Source organism: Loigolactobacillus coryniformis subsp. coryniformis KCTC 3167 = DSM 20001 (genome assembly GCF_002706425.1).
Taxonomy (GTDB): domain Bacteria; phylum Bacillota; class Bacilli; order Lactobacillales; family Lactobacillaceae; genus Loigolactobacillus; species Loigolactobacillus coryniformis.
The window spans coordinates 513,674-531,368 of the sequence record NZ_CP017713.1 but is presented as its reverse complement, the minus strand read 5'-3'; the positions used below and the strand labels follow the sequence as shown (position 1 = coordinate 531,368).

Here is a 17,695-nt window from a genome sequence, read left to right as displayed (position 1 = left end):
AGTTATTGCGCAACGTGGATCGGCATATGGCCTAAAGCTAAAACGGTAATAACGAAAATCGCAAAGACAACGACGGCATACTTAGCAGTAGCCTTTTGCCATTCACCCATATCGAGCTTGGTCAAACGAAGTAATAGATAGATGAAGGCAACTAATGGGCTCAATAAATGGAACGCTTGACCCATTAATGAAGCCAACGCCATTTGCATATCGGTAAAGCCGTACTGTAATCCAGCTTCCCGTAGCACAGGAATTACGCCGAAGTACCAACCGTCGTTAGAAAGGAAGAATGTCCCTGGCGCCGATAAAGCAGTAATGATCAGACCCCAATAACCAGACCATGATTGCGGGATGATCGTGGTTAAACTTTTGGCCAAGCCAGTTGCCATTCCTGAGCCTTGGAATAAGCCCATAAATACACCTGCCGCGAACACTAAGATAACGACTTGAACTGCATCGCCACCGTTTGCGCCGATCCGTGCTGACTGTTCCTTTAGATTAGGATAATTAACCAGCAACGCAATAACTGTTCCTAACAAGAATAATAACAATGGTGGTAAGCCCAAATCAACGAAAGAATCAATAACCAATAAAGCAATCAAGGCTAAAGTCATAATTCCGTTAAAAGCAAACAACTTAGGCCGTTTCATTTTGGCCTTTTCCGGATCATCATCTTTAACTAACGCATCGATCTCTAAGTCTGTCATTTGCGTGACGCCTAGACGGGCACGCTCCTTTTTTCCCATTCCCCGTGCAACAATGAAAATAACATATAGTAGCGAAATGATCATTCCTGGTAATAAGTAGGTCAAAATATTGGCGCCAACATGGAAGACGGCCATTGCTCTGGCTGTTGGTCCGCCCCACGGCAATAAATTCATAATTGTATTTTGTAAAATCAGTAGTACAGCCAAGTTCATTAATTTCATACCTAATTTTTGATAAATTGGTAAAAAGGCTGAAACTACGATCAATGTTGTCGTGGTACCGTCACCGTTCATTGAGACGGCAGCCGAGACAATCGCAGTTGCCATTAAGATCTTCATCGGATCACCTTTAGCAAAATGGATCATTTTCTTCGTGATTGGATCAAACAAACCGGCATCCAACATAATTGAAAAATATAAAATGGCGAATAAGAGCATGATACCAGTTTGAGAAGTTGTATCGATCCCAGCTAATACCCATTTTCCTAATGTCCCTTTGTTAGCAATACCTAGTATCATTGCGGCAATTGTAAAAATTGTGGGTACTACTACTAAGGCGCTTAATGGTGACATCCATTTCTTCATGATCATAACCATGAAAACAATAACCATCAGGTAGGCAAATATTGTAATTAACATTGTCGTAATTCCCTTCGTAAATAAAATTTATTTTAAAAGTATCATTGTGACCATATGATCAAAGTAGGAATGAAAATGAAATATTTTTAAAATTTATAATCAGTGTAACGTATCTAATGTTTGATTTGTCACTAATTAAGACAAAAAAACATTTAGAAAACACTTAACATTCAAATAAAACAAGGATTATTTAAATGTGAAATAATAAATTTTTGCAATCAGCGCTAAATCAATTTTCCCAAAGAAAGCGATTGCATGTTTTTGCTGATATCAATCATTATAAAAAGAACAGCTTAAGAACATCTAGAATCAGCTATGCTCGTGAATTTTTTAATATAATAGTACCAAGTAGGAATGATTAATACAACATGATATGGAGAGTGATGATATGGGATTTTTTAAAAAATTATTTGGAAAGGAACTAGGATCTGTATCCGCAGCTCTTAGTACCACAACAGTGGAACCGCAAGTTGAAAATTCACCTAGCTGGTTAAATATAGGTAAATTTGTCCCTTCTGACGATCACGCTAAAAACAGAATTATTTCGATCATTACAACAGCGATTGCGGCTGGTGAAAACAGTTCTAGTCGTCTTAAAGTTAAACGTATCCAGCAGCTTAATCCTGAATTTAAGTTGGTGACCCTGATCGCAACTAGTATCGCTGCTGGTGATGCCCCCGACAAGAAATTTATTGTTAAGTCAGTTCAACGCAAAATAGATTAGGAGAAAACACATGTTACGTAAATTTAAAATCACAATCGATGGTACTGAATACCTAGTTGAAATGGAAGAAATTGGTGGTACACCGGCCCCAGCGGTACCAGTAGCTACATCAGCCCCGCAACCGACCCCAGTCACACCGGCAGCGCCAGCTCCTGCACCTGCAGCGCCACAAAATGCCGCTGGTGACACGTTACCCGCACCAATGCCCGGCTCGATTTTAAAGCTCTTGGTTAAGGTTGGCGATGAAGTCAAAGAAAATCAGCCGCTGATTATTTTAGAAGCCATGAAAATGGAAAATGAAGTGGTGTCTAATCATGCTGGTAAGGTGACTGGGATCAACGTCACAGTCGGTGAAAACGTCAATGCTGGCGACGCCTTGATCACGATTCAATAGACGTTATATTTTTGGAAGAGGAGCTTATAATTTGGAAACATTACTTCAAGGGATCACTTCAATTACTTGGCAAGAAATCGTGATGATGTTGATCGGCGGCTTGCTAATGTACTTAGGGATCAAAAAAGAATATGAACCAACTTTATTAGTCCCCATGGGTTTGGGGGCGATTCTCGTTAATATCCCTGGCAGTGGTGTCCTGACCCAAATTGTTGGTGGACATCAATCTAAAGGGGTTTTAGATATTTTATTTAGTGCTGGCATTAGCACCGAACTTTTTCCCTTACTGATTTTCATCGGCATCGGCGCTATGATCGATTTCGGTCCGTTATTGCAGAATCCATTTATGCTATTGTTCGGTGCTGCAGCACAATTTGGTATTTTCTTCACCGTTATCGTCGCCGTTTTATTCGGTTTTGACATTAAAGAGGCCGCTTCAATCGGTATCATCGGTGCCGCCGATGGGCCAACTTCAATCTTCGTTTCTGGTCAGCTCGCGCCGAAACTCTTAGGACCGATCACGGTAGCCGCCTACTCCTATATGGCGTTAGTGCCGATCATCCAACCAGCCGCGATTAAGGCCGTCACCACCAAGAAAGAACGGCAGATTCGCATGACATATAAAGCCGAGGACGTCTCGAAAACAGTTAAGATTTTATTCCCGATCGCCATTACGATCGTTGCCGGCTTTATCGCGCCGATCTCCTTGCCATTAGTCGGTTTCTTGATGTTTGGTAACTTATTACGTGAATGTGGTGTGTTAGATCGGCTATCACAATCAGCCCAAAATGAATTAGTCAATATCGTATCAATATTGTTAGGGCTGACGATTTCCGTCAAGCTCGTGGCAAGTCAATTTTTAAACGTACAAACTTTAATGATCATTGCCTTTGGCCTCGTGGCTTTTGTGATGGATTCGATCGGCGGGGTGTTGTTCGCCAAGTTGCTCAATCTGTTCCGCAAAAAGAAGATCAATCCGATGATCGGAGCCGCCGGAATCTCGGCTTTCCCTATGTCCAGCCGGGTCATTCAACGAATGGCCACTGACGAAGATCCACAAAACTTTGTCTTGATGTATGCCGTTGGTGCCAATGTTTCTGGTCAGATTGCCTCCGTTGTCGCCGGTGGTCTGTTGTTGTCATTCTTTAGTTAGTCAAAGTTAGGAGCAAAATATGAATAATGCCTTGATCCAAGCAGGTGAACTCATGCTTTTTGGCATGGTCGGTGTCTTTTTAGTTCTCTTCCTGCTTTATCTGATCTCACAAGTTTTAATTAAAATCTTCCCCGCTAAATAAAAATGAAGGACTGGATTAACTCATGAAAAACATTCGCTTTATGGAAACTGTTTTACGTGACGGTCAACAAAGTCAAATTGCGACCCGGATGCCGTTTAGTGATATGCTACCGATCCTCGAAACCATGGATCATGCTGGCTATCACGCCCTCGAAGTTTGGGGTGGGGCGACGTTTGATTCGGCCATTCGCTTCCTGAACGAAGATCCTTGGGAACGGCTACGAATGATCCGCCAACACGTAAAAAAAACTAAACTACAGATGCTCCTTCGGGGGCAAAACTTACTCGGCTACAAACATTATGCTGATGACGTGGTGACTGAATTTGTGCATAAATCAGTTGAAAACGGCATTGATATTATCCGTATTTTTGATGCCTTAAACGATCCGCGTAATCTCGAAACCGCAATTAAAGCTACTAAAGAAGCTGGCGGCGAAGCCCAAGCAGCGATTTCGTACACCACTAGTGACTTTCATACGATTCCCTACTTTGTTCAATTAGCCCAGGAACTAGAAAGGCTAGGCGCGGATTCGATTGCCATTAAAGATATGGCCGGTGTATTAACACCCAACGATGCCTATGCCTTGGTCAGTGAAATCAAGGCAGCGGTTAGTGTCCCGCTTGAGGTGCATACCCACGCCACCAGCGGCATTGCCGAAATGACTTACTTGAAATCGGTTGAAGCTGGCGCCGATATTATCGATACGGCAATTTCGTCTTTTTCTGGCGGCACCAGTCAACCCAGTACGGAATCGATGGCAATCGCCTTATCGGATCTCGGCTACAACACAAACTTAGACGTGACCCAATTGTCAAAAATTGCCGCCCACTTCAACCCGGTTCGCGATCGTTTTCGCAAGGCAGGCTTACTCAACCCTAAAGTTAAGGACACTGAGCCACGGACACTATTGTATAAAGTGCCCGGCGGCATGTTATCTAATTTACTGAATCAGTTAAAAGAACAAGGCCTAGAGGATCGTTATCAAGAAGTTTTGGAAGAAGTGCCCAACGTTCGTGCTGATCTTGGTTTTCCACCATTAGTCACGCCGCTGTCACAAATGGTCGGTACCCAGGCTGTGATGAATGTCATCAGCGGTGAACGTTACAAATTAGTACCCAAAGAGATCAAAGAATATGTCAAAGGTTATTATGGCCGCCCACCAGTTCCAATTTCAGATGAAATTCGTCATAAAATCATTGGCGATGATACCGATGTGATCACAGTCAGACCCGCTGATTTGATCAAGCCGCAAATGGCGCAGTTCCGCAAAGAAATCGGTGACTATGCTCATTCGACTGAGGATGTATTGATGTACGCCTTGTTCCCAGAACAGGCGAAAGACTTTCTGGGGCGGCGCGAAGATCCATTTTATGATGTGCCGGTGCAGAAAGTTGATGTAACAATTGATCTTGGCTAGTGCGAAATCATGTATAAAAATGGTCCAACTGAAAACGAATATTTTCAGTTGGACCATTTTTATCTATTATCCTGAATTATGCATATGCATCAAATTGATTGGCCAAATTATCAGTTTTACGTAATTTCTCTATATTCACGACTTGGGCTAGTCATGACTAGCCAAGTTTGACTTAATTTAGTTAGTTTGATTAGTTTTCATACTTGATCGCGTCAAAAAAGTAGCCACTAATCCCTTGGTCAAACACAATAATTTTAAAAGTAACTGCGCTATTTTCTTAGTTGGTCACTAAGGGGCTTAACGTGTGAATGTTAGCTAATAAGGCTTCGATCTGCTGGCTAAAGACGTTGCTTTGCGCCAGATGAATGATTATTTTTCCGGCGTGACGGGCTAGTTTTCCAGCAACGTGAAAGATTTGAAAGCGTAGTGTACTAATGGTCGTGTTGCGCTGCTCTTTTGGTAAGGCCATTAACTTCATCAAGGCAATCAAGTTATAGGCAATGCCGCTGATAGTTGCCCGTGCGGCATTGGCAGTAAAGGTGTGGCTATTCGTCTTATCCATAAAAAAGCCGGCTTTACTTTCTTTGATCAAGTTTTCCATGGCCCCACGCTTTTGATAGGCTAAGTACAATAATTTGACCCCGGCTTCAGTCATATTAGTGACCACATATTGCCGTTCAAAGAATAGTTCGCCTACTTGATGCGTCGATTTTACTAGGACGCGCCGATCAATCGACCAGCTCTTGGCCGCGTAGTTGAATTCACCATAGATGACCGAATTCTGATCAAAATGCTTGGGCACTACTGGTGTGAATTCATCAGCTAGTTGGTCTAAAGCGGCGTTTCGCTTCAGGCGGATCACATATTTTACATCATAAAATTCGCAGAGCGTATAAAGCTCAGGCGTCGCAAAACCACTATCACCGCGTAAAATCAACTGAACATCAAACGGCAATTCGCAAAAAGCCGCAAAGATCGGGGCTAAGAATTCTTTGACACCAGTGCTGGTGTACTGATTGCCTGGACGTTGCTTGATTCCTAAAAGCAAATTCAGCTGCGCGATATAGGCCACTAGCGGATGGAAACCAGTAACCCCATAATGCGCATTGAAACTAGCAGCTTCTTGATGACCAAAGGTATCACAATGCGTCGAATCAACATCAAGCATGACCGTGTCAATATGGTTAGTCCTGATATAATCGAGCGCCAAGGTTAAAATCAAACGGTTCAAGTGCAGAACATCATCACAAGTTAGCGCACTTAAAAAACGAGAAATAGTCGGTTGTGGTGCTAAATCAGTCGTCCCATGGACCTGTTTCATGACTGGGTCGTGTTGTAGCGCGTCGGCCGCGACATCATTGCCGTAACCGGCAATATTCAGTTCCAGCATTTGATTGAGTAAGCTAGTTTTAGAATAATGAGGGCCAATACGTTTTTCGCTTAATTGTGCCGCCGCTTGATCAATAGTTTGGTCAAGACCAGCTGCGTGCTTAAATTCGGCGTAAAACAACAGGCCTGCGTTATTTGAAAGTTGAACATCATCAGTCTTAATTTTGATTTTAGGGTTGAATCGCAGTTGGGTTTCGTGTAAGTTAGTCATGAGGCATCTCCTGTGTTCGTTATTGTTTGGTCGCTATAACAATAACACGGAAGGTGCTTTTTTGGTACACCATTTTGGTGAAACCCTCAATCAAAGGTAAAACGATGGTGTAGCAGCATTCTCGTTAAGGTTTAGGAAAAGATATGCATAATTCAGGATTATTTATATTTATTTAATAGTCGTTGTGGAATATAACAATAGCGATAATCTTCAGGATATCTCGTTAATCTATTTTGATGTTCTGGTGCACTTACAACATAGTTGGGTTGGTGGGCATGTTTCTACAACGATCTGTTCATAGTTTGCTTGGTTTTGAATATAGTCGCTTGCAAGTACTAAATGTCGACTATAAACACCAGCCCGATATTTTACGCCGATATCCTCCCCTTGATGATTGAGACTACAAGGATCAATAACTTCAAAAAATATGCCATCAATTGGGTTACAAATACTACATCAGGATCAAAATCAGTTTTAACACATTCAGCGTAACCATCATAGTCACTGTCTAAAGTGTTGGTCGGCCCCATTTGCTCGGTCGACCACACCAGATAACGTCTGCATAAAGGCTTGTACACCCCACAAACAACCACCAACAAAATAAATAGTCTCCATGCTAAATATATCCCTCCGTTATGTTAATAATGTACAACTTGCGTACTTTGCTTAATTTTATCGATAATATTTTTACCTTCATCCGTTAGAAAAAATTCATATGTTGATGCTGGCACCATTTCTTTAACAGAGGCTAAGTCTCCCTGCTTTAAAGCAAGTCTTATTTTAGAGGCGCTAACTACCTCCTTACCGATTTTTAGGCGTGGAATCACATTACATTGAATGCCTACCTGGTTCAATTTATCCAACATAACTTCATTATAAATATGTGTTACTTGGCTATAAGGCTCTTCACCAACATACCGGCTAGTCACGTTTAATTGCTGCGCAATTTTGATAAATAGTTCAATATCTAAGGCAGCTTGCGTACGAATAACAGTTTCTTCATCTTTCAAAAAATAGCTAGGGAATGTTGAATTACTAATAATATAAGGACCCGTTGTATGATAAATAATATTGGTCCAATGTGTAGTCCCTTGTTCTACTAATTTTTTTCTTACCGAAAACGGAATCAAACTGCTATCTTCACTGACAATAAAAAGATGAACGAGATCATTTTCCGCACTAGCCTTTTCAATTAAGAACTGATGGCCTAATGAGAACGGATTGGCATTGACCACTATACTAGTAATTTTTTTTGATACTAATTTCGATTGTTTCAATTGATGCAAATAATTAAAAAAACCGTCATTACGATTTTCCATAAATACTAGTTTATCCGCTACTCGTGCGATTTCTGTAAAGCCCAAATCTTTAAAAAAAGGGGCCGATTTAACTTTGGTGTAAACAAATAGATGCGTATTGCCGCGTTCGTACTGAACACTGACTAAGTGACTCACTAGTGTATTCATCAGGCTTTCACCCTGATGGTCGTGACGAATAGCTAAGCAGCGCAACGTATTACCAAAGCAACTACCAGTACCAATCAGTTGACCGCTGGCATCAAAAATACCACAGGTATAATCCAAATTTCTGTCGCGACTGATTCCTGCTGCTTCTAACAATACATCAACTTGTTGATTAACCAGCTTCTCACTTGGATAGATCGTCGAAATTGTATAGTTGTTCATCTGTTAAACCTCCATTTTATTAAAATGCTTAACTAGTTCAATGAATTCAAATACTTGTGGTAGCTTCAATATATCCGCCGAAAACATAAGATAAGTCGAGCGTACAAACGGCTCACCATTAGCAAACTTCAATGGTACAACGTCACCTGTAAAGTGATCTAATGCGATTTCTGGTACGACCGACCAACCATTACCTGCCTTAACCATATCCACACAGGTCGTAATATTATCTACATAGACATTAGCATTCTTTGGCTCAAGTTGGTTTTCACGCAGCCATTTTACTAATTGACTTTCAAAAACCAGATCAGTTTTACGGCCAATGTAAGTTAAATCTTGCAATGGCGTATCCTTTAATTCTTGATTCCAAATCACACAAATATTCTCCCGTTCGATCAATATTCGCTCACCATTCCAAGGAAATTCGCCTCTAATGATCGCAACATCCAGTGTTCCCTCCAATAAACGCTTATGTAATTCAGCACTATGCTCCGTCGTAATATGCATCCCCACTTCCGGAAAGCGCTTATGATATTCATTTATAATTGGTGACAAGCGAAATAGCGTAAAATTAAGCGAAATGCCGGCGCGCAAAAACCCTGAGATAATGTTTTTTGAAAAATCGATCCTTTGCCGCATTTCTTGTAAACGTGCACTAACTAACGTCGCGTACTTCACAACTTCCTCACCCTCAGGCGTAAAATGGACCCCTTTCCGTGACCTGATCAGTATTTTAGTCGCTAATTCAGTTTCAATAGCAGCGATACGTTTAGACAATGATGACTGTGATACATACAGTAGATCTGCCGCGTGCGTAATATTTCGCGTTTTATTTAGAACTAACAATAACTCAAAATCACGTTCATCCATCATCGACACCCCTTTTTAGATTCTGATCAGGAATCATAAACCGTTTTTTCTTACTACTATCATAATAAAGCCTGCCTTGGCAGAAAGACTATCTTTTTATTCAATTCAATTGTTCTTTAAAAAAGACAGTCTCAGTACCATTCAAATATGGCATAACGATCATGGTTAACTTTGACTTTTACAATCGTTAGTTATTAATGCTAGATTGAAAATATCAAAGGTCTAGAAAGGAATGTTTATAACTATGGAAATAAAAAAGAGTGCAATTGCTGGCACCTTAGAATCAAGCGATGCGCAAGTAACCGTTATGCCGGCTACTAATGGTGTCGACTTAAATATTCAAAGCAGCGTCATGAATCGTTTTGGTCGTCAAATCAAACAAACGATCCTCGACACACTCAATAATCTGAATGTTAAAAATGGCAAAATAGTTGTTGTGGATAAAGGCGCGCTAGACTGTACGTTGAAAGCAAGGGTCGAAGGCGCAGTATTCAGAAGCTGTGGTCAATCAACAAAAAATATTCCTTGGGGGGATCTAAAATGATCACACGTAAAAAGCCAGAAAAGTTTCGCTTAAGAACAACGATGATGTTCATGAATGCACAGCGACCAGCTTTGATCAAAGATGCGTATATTTATGGCAGTGAAAGTATTATTTTGGATCTCGAAGACGCCGTGGCGGAAAATCAGAAGGATGCTGCACGCTTTTCGCTATTTAATGCCATGAAAAGTATCGATTATGGCAATACTGAAGTAATTGTACGTATCAATGGTCTGGATACGCCACATTGGAAAGAAGACATCCGCTGTGTTGTCGCTGCTGGTGTCGATGGTATCAGAATTGCCAAGTGTGAAAGTGCTGCCGATGTTAAACTGGTCGATCAGTATGTACTTAAGGCTGAAAAAGAATTCGGTGTTGAAGTAGGCCGTACGCTTTTGATGGCCGCACTGGAAAGTCCTAAAGGCATCATGAATGCTTATGAAATCGTTACTGCCTCTGATCGTATCTTCGGTTGTGCGATCTCCGGCGGCGATTTTCGAAAAGCAATGCACGTTAAGGTTGAAGTCGGTGGCATTGAAATGCTGACTGCACGCGCACAAATGCTATTAGCAGCACGAGCGGCCGGGGTCCAATGCTTTGATACCATGTTCTCTAATTTAGATGACATGGCTGGCTTCAAAGCCGAAGTGATTCAAAATCGCAAAATGGGCTTTGATGGCAAGTCCGTTATTAATCCAAAACAAATTCAATTTGTACACGAAACCTTTGCGCCAACCGAGCAAGAAATTCATTACGCGGAAAAATTAGTTCGCTCATTTAACGAACAGGCGGACTCCGGTGTCGGTGTCTACACAGTTGACGGTAAAATGATCGACATTCCATTTATTGTTGACGCACAACGAGTTATCGATCTGGCTAAATCAATGGGCGTCTACAAAGGTGATCTATAGGGGGAAAGTAGTATGTTAAATGCTGTAAATAGAGAAATTCCGGCTGAACTGTTAGTAAATGGTCAAGAGATTTATCAGGGTAAACACTATATGGATGGCAAGTATGTTAAACACGACGCGCCAACAACTAAAGTCATGATCAAACCACGCACAACTAAGTTAATGGCCTCTATTCGTGAAGCGTGTGTCGCATGCGGTGCCCATGATGGAATGACCTTTTCCTTTCACACTGAGTTTAGAGATGGTGATTACGTTGCCAGCTTAGTGGCCAAAGTTTTAGTTGAGGAAATGGGGTTAAAGAATATTACCGTTGCCGCAACTTCATTAGGTAATGCACAAGAAATAATTGCCGACTATATTGAAGCAGGCAAAATCACCGGGGTTCAAACTTCCGGTGTCCGGGGTAAAATAGGCGAAGTTATTTCTGCAGGTAAATTAGCTAAACCAGCGATTATTCGCAGTCATGGTGGCCGGGCCCGCGCAGTTGAATTAGGCGATGTTCACATTGATATTGCTTTTTTGGCCGCTTCAACGTCAGATGAATTTGGTAACGCTAAATGTGTTGGTGGAAAAAACAATTGCGGTTCTATGGGTTTTGGCATTCAAGATGCTCATTATGCCGACCATACGGTTATTATTACTGACACATTGGCCACCTTTCCAAACCTGCCTTCTTCAATTGCGGCGGCCGATGTTGACTGTGTCTGCGTGATCGATAATATTGGTGATCCAACCAAAATTGCCACAAAGGAAGCCCGCATCACTGACAATCCGCGCGAATTGATGATGGCTCAGAACGTAACTGATGTTATCGCCGCAACCCCCTACTTCAAGGATGGCTTTTCTTTTCAGACTGGTGTTGGCGGTCCCTCACTTGCCGTAAATAGATTCTTAGAAGCCAAAATGATTGCTAAGAACATCAAAATGAGTTTTGCATTAGGCGGTACTAGCAGCGCAATTTGTAAACTTCAAGATAAAGGATTAGTCGACCATATTTTAGATACACAGGATTTCGATCAGGGTGCAAGCACGCATATCTTTAACAATCCTAATCATCACGAAATCGATTTAAACGAATATGCAAATCCGGCCAATAAAGGTTCCTATGCTAACAAGCTTGATTTTGTTGTCCTGGCCGCGCTTGAGATCGATACTAATTTTAACGTCAATGTCATTACTGGTTCTGATGGCATTTTACGTGGTGCACCAGGTGGACATCCCGATACGGCCGCTGGTAGTAAATGTTGTATCATCGTCACCCCATTGACTCGTGGTCGGATGGCCACAGTCTGTGATTCTGTAGTCACGGTTACCACTCCCGGCGATTGTGTAGACGTATTAGTCACCGATTACGGTATTGCAGTTAATCCATTGCGCCCTGATTTGATCAAGAATCTTGATGTTGCCGGCATTCCACACGTAACCATTGAAGCGCTAAAAGAAAAAGCCTACAACTTAGTCGGTACTCCTGACAAACTTGAATGGGCAGATAAAATCGTTGCCGTAGTTGAAGCTCGTGATGGTACGTTATTGGATGTTGTGAAACAAGTAAAGCCGCTAAAACTTTAATACACCTATCTTCGAAAAAATTGTATTAGCCGAAGATTGTTCTTTAAATGTTTTTGACTGATGACGCGATGTTTATATGGTAAAATGAACATGGTTTTATTATAAGATTCAGTAATATGAGGAGGCGTCATATGGCCCAAAATAATGAATTACAGCTTGATCCGCACAAATTCGCAGAATTAGTGATCAATTCTCATCAAGTCTCTGATGACCTCGACCCTGAAGCAATCGTTAAGCGGAAATTAACTTTGTATTTGACCGCGTATTACCTCGCTGAACGATTTGATCAGCTTGAAACGCAAGAATTTGGTAGCGGTTCCAACGGCGACAAAGAAAAATATCAAGCGCTACTTGCCCAAATGGCAAACGAGAAGTTTGGTGACTGGTAAGCTAAAAAGCCTGTTACTAGGCTTTTTTATTTTATTCTTAATTCAAGCCACTAAAAAAACTCAGAACTTATTCAGCCCTGAGTCAAAATTCTTTTTAGGATGCAGCAGTTTGCTTGTCATCATCAAATTCAATTTTAATGGTTTTTGTGAGTAGATCGGCATAGCTATAGGAAACGCGCTCGAAAGCATTTTCGTCTTGATCTAAGTCGACAACGAAAACGGAAGGATACGTTTCGTGCAAAATTCCTTTGCGTCTAGTAACTTTCTTCCGTCCTGCCTGCGCAACGACCATCATTTTCTTTCCGACTTTACTATCGAGATTTGCTTTAATGCTCGCTAGTGTAATTGGCATCTGCTTCACCTCTTCTTAAGATAACCACTAGTATATCACGAATCAGCAGAATTTGCAATTATACCACAAGCTTTTATTCAGCGCAACAAAAAGCTTAGCGAAAAACATTAAAGTTTGGCGTGGTCGCTAATTGCGTTAGCCAAGCGGACGAAATCGGTTACGCTCAGTCGTTCGCCACGGATGCCAGGATCAATTTTTTCGGCTGCTAAAACTTCAGTCAGTGCGGCTTTTGTGGTTGCATCTTTGCCGTACAATGCTGTTAAATTATTCCACAAGCTTTTGCGGCGTTGGGCAAAGCTGCCACGGACTAAGCGGGCAAACACTTTCTCGTCAGTAGCGACTGCTGGTGGCGTCACGTGGCGCGTGAGTGATACGATGGCTGAGTCCACGTTTGGTTGCGGTACAAAAACCGTCTTCGGTACGATAAATGCCAATTTAACGGTCATTTGGTACTGGACCGCCACGGATAGTGAACCGTACGCTTTACTGCCAGGAGCGGCTGCTAAACGTTCAGCAACTTCTTTTTGCATCATGACGACGATTTGATCAAAGGCAACGCCACTTTCCAGTAACCGCAACAAAATTGGTGTTGTGATGTAATAGGGCAAATTAGCGACCACTTTAACTTTATGTTGGCCGTCAAAATGTTCACGGATCAACGTTGCCAGGTCACTTTTTAGCACGTCTTGATTCAGCACAGTCACGTTATCATAAGGTGCTAATGTATCAGCTAGAATCGGTAACAAGCGTTGATCAATTTCTAAGGCTAGTACCTGATGGGCATTTTGTGCGAGTTGCTCGGTCAAGCTACCAATACCAGGACCGATTTCCAGCACATCATCAGCTGTAGTTAATTCAGCCGCGCTAGCAATTTGGCGTAAAATTGTGGGTTCCGTTAAGAAGTTTTGGCCTAGACTTTTCTTAAACGTTAAGCCGTACGCCGCCAAAATTTCCCTGGTGCGCTCGCGACTACCGATCGGTTTTTGTTCTTCAGTCATTAAGTTGTTCCTCTCTATCTAATTGCGCCACCGCAGCTGTAAAATCAGCGGTGGAAATTTGAAATAGTTGCAGGCGTTTGTAAAGTTGCTTGCTATTGGTGTAACCAATGTGCAAAATATCGCCAAGCCGTTGGCGCCGCGCACGGGCATTGGCACCCGCAGTTAGTCGTGCTTGTTGTAATTGTTGTCGGGAAATCACTGCCGGTGCTTCTGGCATTGGGGTATACAGCTTGGCTAGTGCGGCTAAAATAGCTTTGTTACTAGCATGTTCAACCCCTAAACTGCTGTGATGATCGGCTGGTTGTGCTTGGCCAGAGCGCAAGAAGGCATGTTTAACGCCAGGAACTGCACGGGTAATAATCTTGCGCACCTGTTCGCCAGGAAAATCAGGGTCGGTCAAAACGATCACGCCCCGCTTTTCTTGTGCTAACGCAATCTCAGCCAGCGTTTCGTCACTAATTTCTGAGCCATTAGTTTCAATCGTATCCGCATTGACCACATCTTGTAAGCGGCGCGTATCATCACGGCCTTCGACCACGATCACTTCTTTTATTTTTTCTGTCATGGTGTCACCTTAAAAAAGTTAGTGGTATTAGCATAAGTTTGCGCCGCAATTGTTTCAACTGATTCATTGCGTAACTTAGCAATTGCTTCGACTACATAGCGTGTGTAGCCAGGTTCGTTTTGCTTGCCCCGGTACGGTGTTGGCGTCAGATACGGCGCATCCGTTTCCACCATCATCCGGTCAGCAGGTACAGCTTTTGCAGCTGCGTGAACTAATGGCGCATTTTTAAAGCTGACCACCCCACTAAACGAGATCATCATCCCTAAATCTAAAAACTTGTTCATCCACTCAACGCTACCGTTAAAACTATGCATCACACCGCCATATTCGTCGATGTGAGCATCTTTTAAGATTTCGTAGGTATCGGCTAGCGCGTCCCGAGTATGCACTGAGATCGGCAAATGTAGCTCGTGTGCCAACTCAATTTGTTCGCGGAAAATTTTTTGTTGCTGAGTATGGTGTTCACTATCCCAATGATAATCCAAGCCGATTTCACCGACCGCAATCACTTTTGGCTGCTGTAACTGCTGGCGCAATTTATCAGCGACCTGCTGCGTATAATCCATAGCGTATTCGGGATGCCAGCCAACGATCGCGTACAGATTATCAAAACGCGCAGCCAAGTCCAGCGCTCCTTGATTTAAATTAGCATCTGAACCGACGATGGCCATTTTTGTAACCCCTAGTTCACGAGCATGCTGTATATACGCCGCTTCTTGCCCCGCAAACGGTTCATCATTTAAATGCGTATGGGAATCAAAAATTTGCATAATTACCTCCAAAGTATAAAAAAGTGTCGCAATCACGCTTTCTGATCTGAACACCCTTTTCAAACACTTTCAAAAAATAAAGGGCTGTGACGTAAGTAATTGTCGCGGCCCTTTTTTTGCTTTTTTCAGACAATATAGTTGAAACGTGGTTGAAACAGCAGCTTATTACGTATAGCTAGGCGCGTTTTCAACACACTCGCACAACTTTAGCCGACTAATGCGCCAGCTGGAATTGATTCATCGACAGTTAATAAGGTGATCTTACCGTCTTTTTCAGAAGAAAGTAGCATCCCTTGGCTGATCTGGCCACGCATTTTCCGTGGTTTCAAATTAGCGACAATAATCACGTGCTTGCCCGTCAATTCACTGAAGTTCGGGTAGAATTCAGCGATACCAGAAAGAATTTGCCGATCTTCGCCATCGCCAGCATCCAAACGGAATTGCAGTAACTTATCTGCACCAGCGACTTTTTGTACATGCTTGATCACCGCAACCTTCAATTCGGTTTTATCGAAGTCGTCGAACTTGATGGCTTTTTTCGTCATCGCTAGTTCAGTCTCTTCAGGATTCCAGCCTGTTGGTGCGTCAGCTTTTTCTTGTTCTTTTTTGTTAGTGCCAACGGTCATCTTCATTTGTTCTTGGATGTATTTCACTTCTTCATCCATGTCTAAACGTGGGAAGATCGGTGTTCCTTTAGCAATTACTTTGGTATCAGCTGGAAAATGACCAAAACTAAATTCTTGGTTTGCCTGATCATCAAAATCAAGACCTAATTGTGCAAAGATCTGTTTTGGTGCGTGGGTCATTACTGGTTGTAATAATAAGGCAACCAAACGTAAGCTTTCAGCTAAATGACCCAATACACTGGCCAATTCGGCTTTCTTAGTTTCATCCTTAGCCAAACGCCATGGTTCAGTTTCATCAATGTATTTGTTCGCCCGACTGATCAAGCGCCAAACTTCATCCAAGGCGTCAGAGAAGTGTAAATCATCCATTAACGCTTCATATTTAGCCAAAGTTTCAGCTGCAACAGCCTTCAAATCAGCATCGACTGCCGTTACGTTAGCTGACGCCGCTGGTACAACACCACCATTATATTTATTGATCATCGCGATCGTCCGATTCAACAAATTCCCTAAATCGTTAGCTAAATCATAATTGATCCGTGAAACAAAGTCTTCTGGCGTGAAGACCCCGTCGTTACCGAATGGGATTGCGCGCATCAAATAATAGCGCAACGCATCAAGGCCGTAGCGTTCAACTAACATTTCTGGATAAACCACATTACCCTTAGATTTAGACATCTTGCCATCTTTCATCAACAGCCAGCCATGACCGAAGACTTTCTTAGGCAGCGGAATATCCAACGCCATCAAGATAATTGGCCAATAAATCGTATGGAAACGAACGATTTCTTTACCAACTAACTGAACATCAGCTGGCCAATAACGTTTGAACAACGTATCATCTGGCGTGCCGTACCCAAGTGCAGTGATATAGTTGAGCAACGCATCGACCCACACGTAAACTACGTGTTTGTCGTTACCTTTGACGGGAACGCCCCAGTTAAAGGTTGTCCGTGACATTGCTAAATCTTCCAAACCAGGTTCGATAAAGTTTTTCAACATTTCGTTTTTCCGGGACGCTGGTTGGATGAAATCAGGATGTTCATCATAATACTTAACTAAACGGTCAGCGTATTTGCTCATTTTGAAGAAGTAAGATTCTTCCTTGACCAAAGAAACTTCGTGACCACTTGGTGCTTTGCCGCCGATCACCTTACCGTTATCATCCCGGTAAACTTCAGCTAATTGCGATTCAGTAAAGTATTCTTCATCAGAAACTGAATACCAACCTTCATATTCACCTAAATAAACATCGCCTTGCTTGATCAAACGGTCAACAATGTTTTGGACAGCCTTAACGTGATAATCATCTGTTGTCCGGATAAACTTATCGTTGGAGATCTCCAATAATTGCCATAATTTTTTAACATCAGCCGCCATGTTGTCCACGTATTCTTGCGGTGTGATCCCCATTTCTTCGGCTTTTTGTTCAATTTTCAAACCGTGTTCATCAGTTCCGGTCAAATAAAACACATCATAGCCGGATAAGCGTTTGTAGCGGGCTAAAACGTCACAGGCGATTGTCGTGTATGAATTACCGATATGTAAACGGCCAGATGGATAATAAATTGGTGATGTAATATAGAAAGTCGGTTTAGTGTCTGCTGCCATATTTATATTCCTCGCTTTTGTGTAGATAGTTA

20 protein-coding genes are annotated in these 17,695 nt (G+C 42.2%); 9 read left to right on the top strand and 11 right to left on the bottom strand.

The window, feature by feature from the left end; genetic code table 11:
- Positions 1–2 precede the first annotated feature (2 nt).
- Positions 3–1,346: a CitMHS family transporter gene (locus tag LC20001_RS02565; protein WP_056943325.1), complete on the bottom strand. Its 1,344-nt coding sequence runs from the start codon at positions 1,344–1,346 to the stop codon at positions 3–5.
- Positions 1,347–1,734: 388 nt separating this feature from the next.
- Here LC20001_RS02565 and LC20001_RS02560 point away from each other — a divergent pair, with 388 nt between their 5' ends.
- The 5 genes from LC20001_RS02560 to LC20001_RS02545 are packed head-to-tail and all read left to right on the top strand — an operon-like array spanning position 1,735 to position 5,176.
- Positions 1,735–2,070: a hypothetical protein gene (locus tag LC20001_RS02560; RefSeq protein WP_010011830.1), complete on the top strand. Its 336-nt coding sequence runs from the start codon at positions 1,735–1,737 to the stop codon at positions 2,068–2,070.
- A gap of 10 nt (positions 2,071–2,080) precedes the next feature.
- Positions 2,081–2,464 (top strand): acetyl-CoA carboxylase biotin carboxyl carrier protein subunit, encoded by a 384-nt coding sequence (locus LC20001_RS02555; RefSeq protein WP_010011831.1) that lies wholly within the window; start codon positions 2,081–2,083, stop codon positions 2,462–2,464.
- A 31-nt stretch (positions 2,465–2,495) separates the two neighbouring features.
- Positions 2,496–3,617 (top strand): sodium ion-translocating decarboxylase subunit beta, encoded by a 1,122-nt coding sequence (locus LC20001_RS02550; RefSeq protein WP_010011832.1) that lies wholly within the window; start codon positions 2,496–2,498, stop codon positions 3,615–3,617.
- A gap of 19 nt (positions 3,618–3,636) precedes the next feature.
- A complete protein-coding gene (locus tag LC20001_RS14660; protein ID WP_010011833.1) occupies positions 3,637–3,759 on the top strand; it encodes an OadG-related small transporter subunit in 123 nt (40 codons plus the stop codon).
- A 22-nt stretch (positions 3,760–3,781) separates the two neighbouring features.
- Entirely contained in the window at positions 3,782–5,176 is a 1,395-nt protein-coding gene (locus LC20001_RS02545) for an oxaloacetate decarboxylase subunit alpha (protein WP_010011834.1), read from the top strand.
- 277 nt (positions 5,177–5,453) lie between these two features.
- Here LC20001_RS02545 and LC20001_RS02540 read toward each other — a convergent pair whose 3' ends face one another.
- From LC20001_RS02540 to LC20001_RS02525, 5 genes are all read right to left on the bottom strand, one after another.
- Positions 5,454–6,776, bottom strand: a complete 1,323-nt coding sequence (locus LC20001_RS02540) for an IS1380 family transposase (RefSeq protein ID WP_099267102.1) — start codon at positions 6,774–6,776, stop codon at positions 5,454–5,456.
- 228 nt (positions 6,777–7,004) lie between these two features.
- Positions 7,005–7,205: a peptide-methionine (S)-S-oxide reductase gene (locus LC20001_RS14755; RefSeq protein WP_425319777.1), complete on the bottom strand. Its 201-nt coding sequence runs from the start codon at positions 7,203–7,205 to the stop codon at positions 7,005–7,007.
- Positions 7,206–7,277: 72 nt separating this feature from the next.
- Positions 7,278–7,391: a peptide-methionine (S)-S-oxide reductase gene (locus tag LC20001_RS14715; protein WP_220094100.1), complete on the bottom strand. Its 114-nt coding sequence runs from the start codon at positions 7,389–7,391 to the stop codon at positions 7,278–7,280.
- A gap of 23 nt (positions 7,392–7,414) precedes the next feature.
- Positions 7,415–8,461 (bottom strand): [citrate (pro-3S)-lyase] ligase, encoded by a 1,047-nt coding sequence (gene citC / locus LC20001_RS02530; protein ID WP_010011839.1) that lies wholly within the window; start codon positions 8,459–8,461, stop codon positions 7,415–7,417.
- Positions 8,462–8,464: 3 nt separating this feature from the next.
- A complete protein-coding gene (locus tag LC20001_RS02525; protein WP_010011840.1) occupies positions 8,465–9,331 on the bottom strand; it encodes a LysR family transcriptional regulator in 867 nt (288 codons plus the stop codon).
- 244 nt (positions 9,332–9,575) lie between these two features.
- Here LC20001_RS02525 and citD point away from each other — a divergent pair, with 244 nt between their 5' ends.
- The 4 genes from citD (at position 9,576) to LC20001_RS02505 (ending at position 12,741) form a co-directional block, all read left to right on the top strand.
- Entirely contained in the window at positions 9,576–9,875 is a 300-nt protein-coding gene (gene citD / locus LC20001_RS02520) for a citrate lyase acyl carrier protein (RefSeq protein ID WP_010011841.1), read from the top strand.
- Positions 9,872–10,783: an aldolase/citrate lyase family protein gene (locus tag LC20001_RS02515; RefSeq protein ID WP_010011843.1), complete on the top strand. Its 912-nt coding sequence runs from the start codon at positions 9,872–9,874 to the stop codon at positions 10,781–10,783. The genes citD and LC20001_RS02515 overlap by 4 nt, the downstream gene beginning before the upstream one ends.
- Positions 10,784–10,795: 12 nt before the next feature.
- Entirely contained in the window at positions 10,796–12,352 is a 1,557-nt protein-coding gene (gene citF, locus LC20001_RS02510) for a citrate lyase subunit alpha (protein ID WP_010011845.1), read from the top strand.
- Between the two features lie 131 nt (positions 12,353–12,483).
- A complete protein-coding gene (locus LC20001_RS02505; protein WP_010011846.1) occupies positions 12,484–12,741 on the top strand; it encodes a hypothetical protein in 258 nt (85 codons plus the stop codon).
- Positions 12,742–12,835: 94 nt separating this feature from the next.
- Here the strand turns inward: LC20001_RS02505 and LC20001_RS02500 are convergent, their stop codons facing one another.
- The 5 genes from LC20001_RS02500 to metG all read right to left on the bottom strand — a co-directional run bounded on the left by LC20001_RS02500 (position 12,836) and on the right by metG (position 17,663).
- Positions 12,836–13,093 carry a Veg family protein gene (locus tag LC20001_RS02500; RefSeq protein ID WP_003677658.1) on the bottom strand — a complete coding sequence of 86 codons (258 nt, stop codon included), beginning with the start codon at positions 13,091–13,093 and terminating at the stop codon, positions 12,836–12,838.
- A 107-nt stretch (positions 13,094–13,200) separates the two neighbouring features.
- Positions 13,201–14,091: a 16S rRNA (adenine(1518)-N(6)/adenine(1519)-N(6))-dimethyltransferase RsmA gene (gene rsmA, locus LC20001_RS02495; protein ID WP_010011847.1), complete on the bottom strand. Its 891-nt coding sequence runs from the start codon at positions 14,089–14,091 to the stop codon at positions 13,201–13,203.
- A complete protein-coding gene (gene rnmV / locus LC20001_RS02490; RefSeq protein WP_010011848.1) occupies positions 14,084–14,656 on the bottom strand; it encodes a ribonuclease M5 in 573 nt (190 codons plus the stop codon). Before rnmV ends, rsmA begins: the two co-directional genes overlap by 8 nt.
- Positions 14,653–15,426, bottom strand: coding sequence for a TatD family hydrolase (locus tag LC20001_RS02485; protein ID WP_010011851.1), 774 nt, complete (start codon positions 15,424–15,426; stop codon positions 14,653–14,655). The genes rnmV and LC20001_RS02485 overlap by 4 nt, the downstream gene beginning before the upstream one ends.
- Before the next feature lie 206 nt (positions 15,427–15,632).
- Complete coding sequence (metG, locus tag LC20001_RS02480; RefSeq protein ID WP_010011852.1) at positions 15,633–17,663, bottom strand: methionine--tRNA ligase; 2,031 nt, start codon at positions 17,661–17,663, stop codon at positions 15,633–15,635.
- Positions 17,664–17,695: the final 32 nt, after the last annotated feature.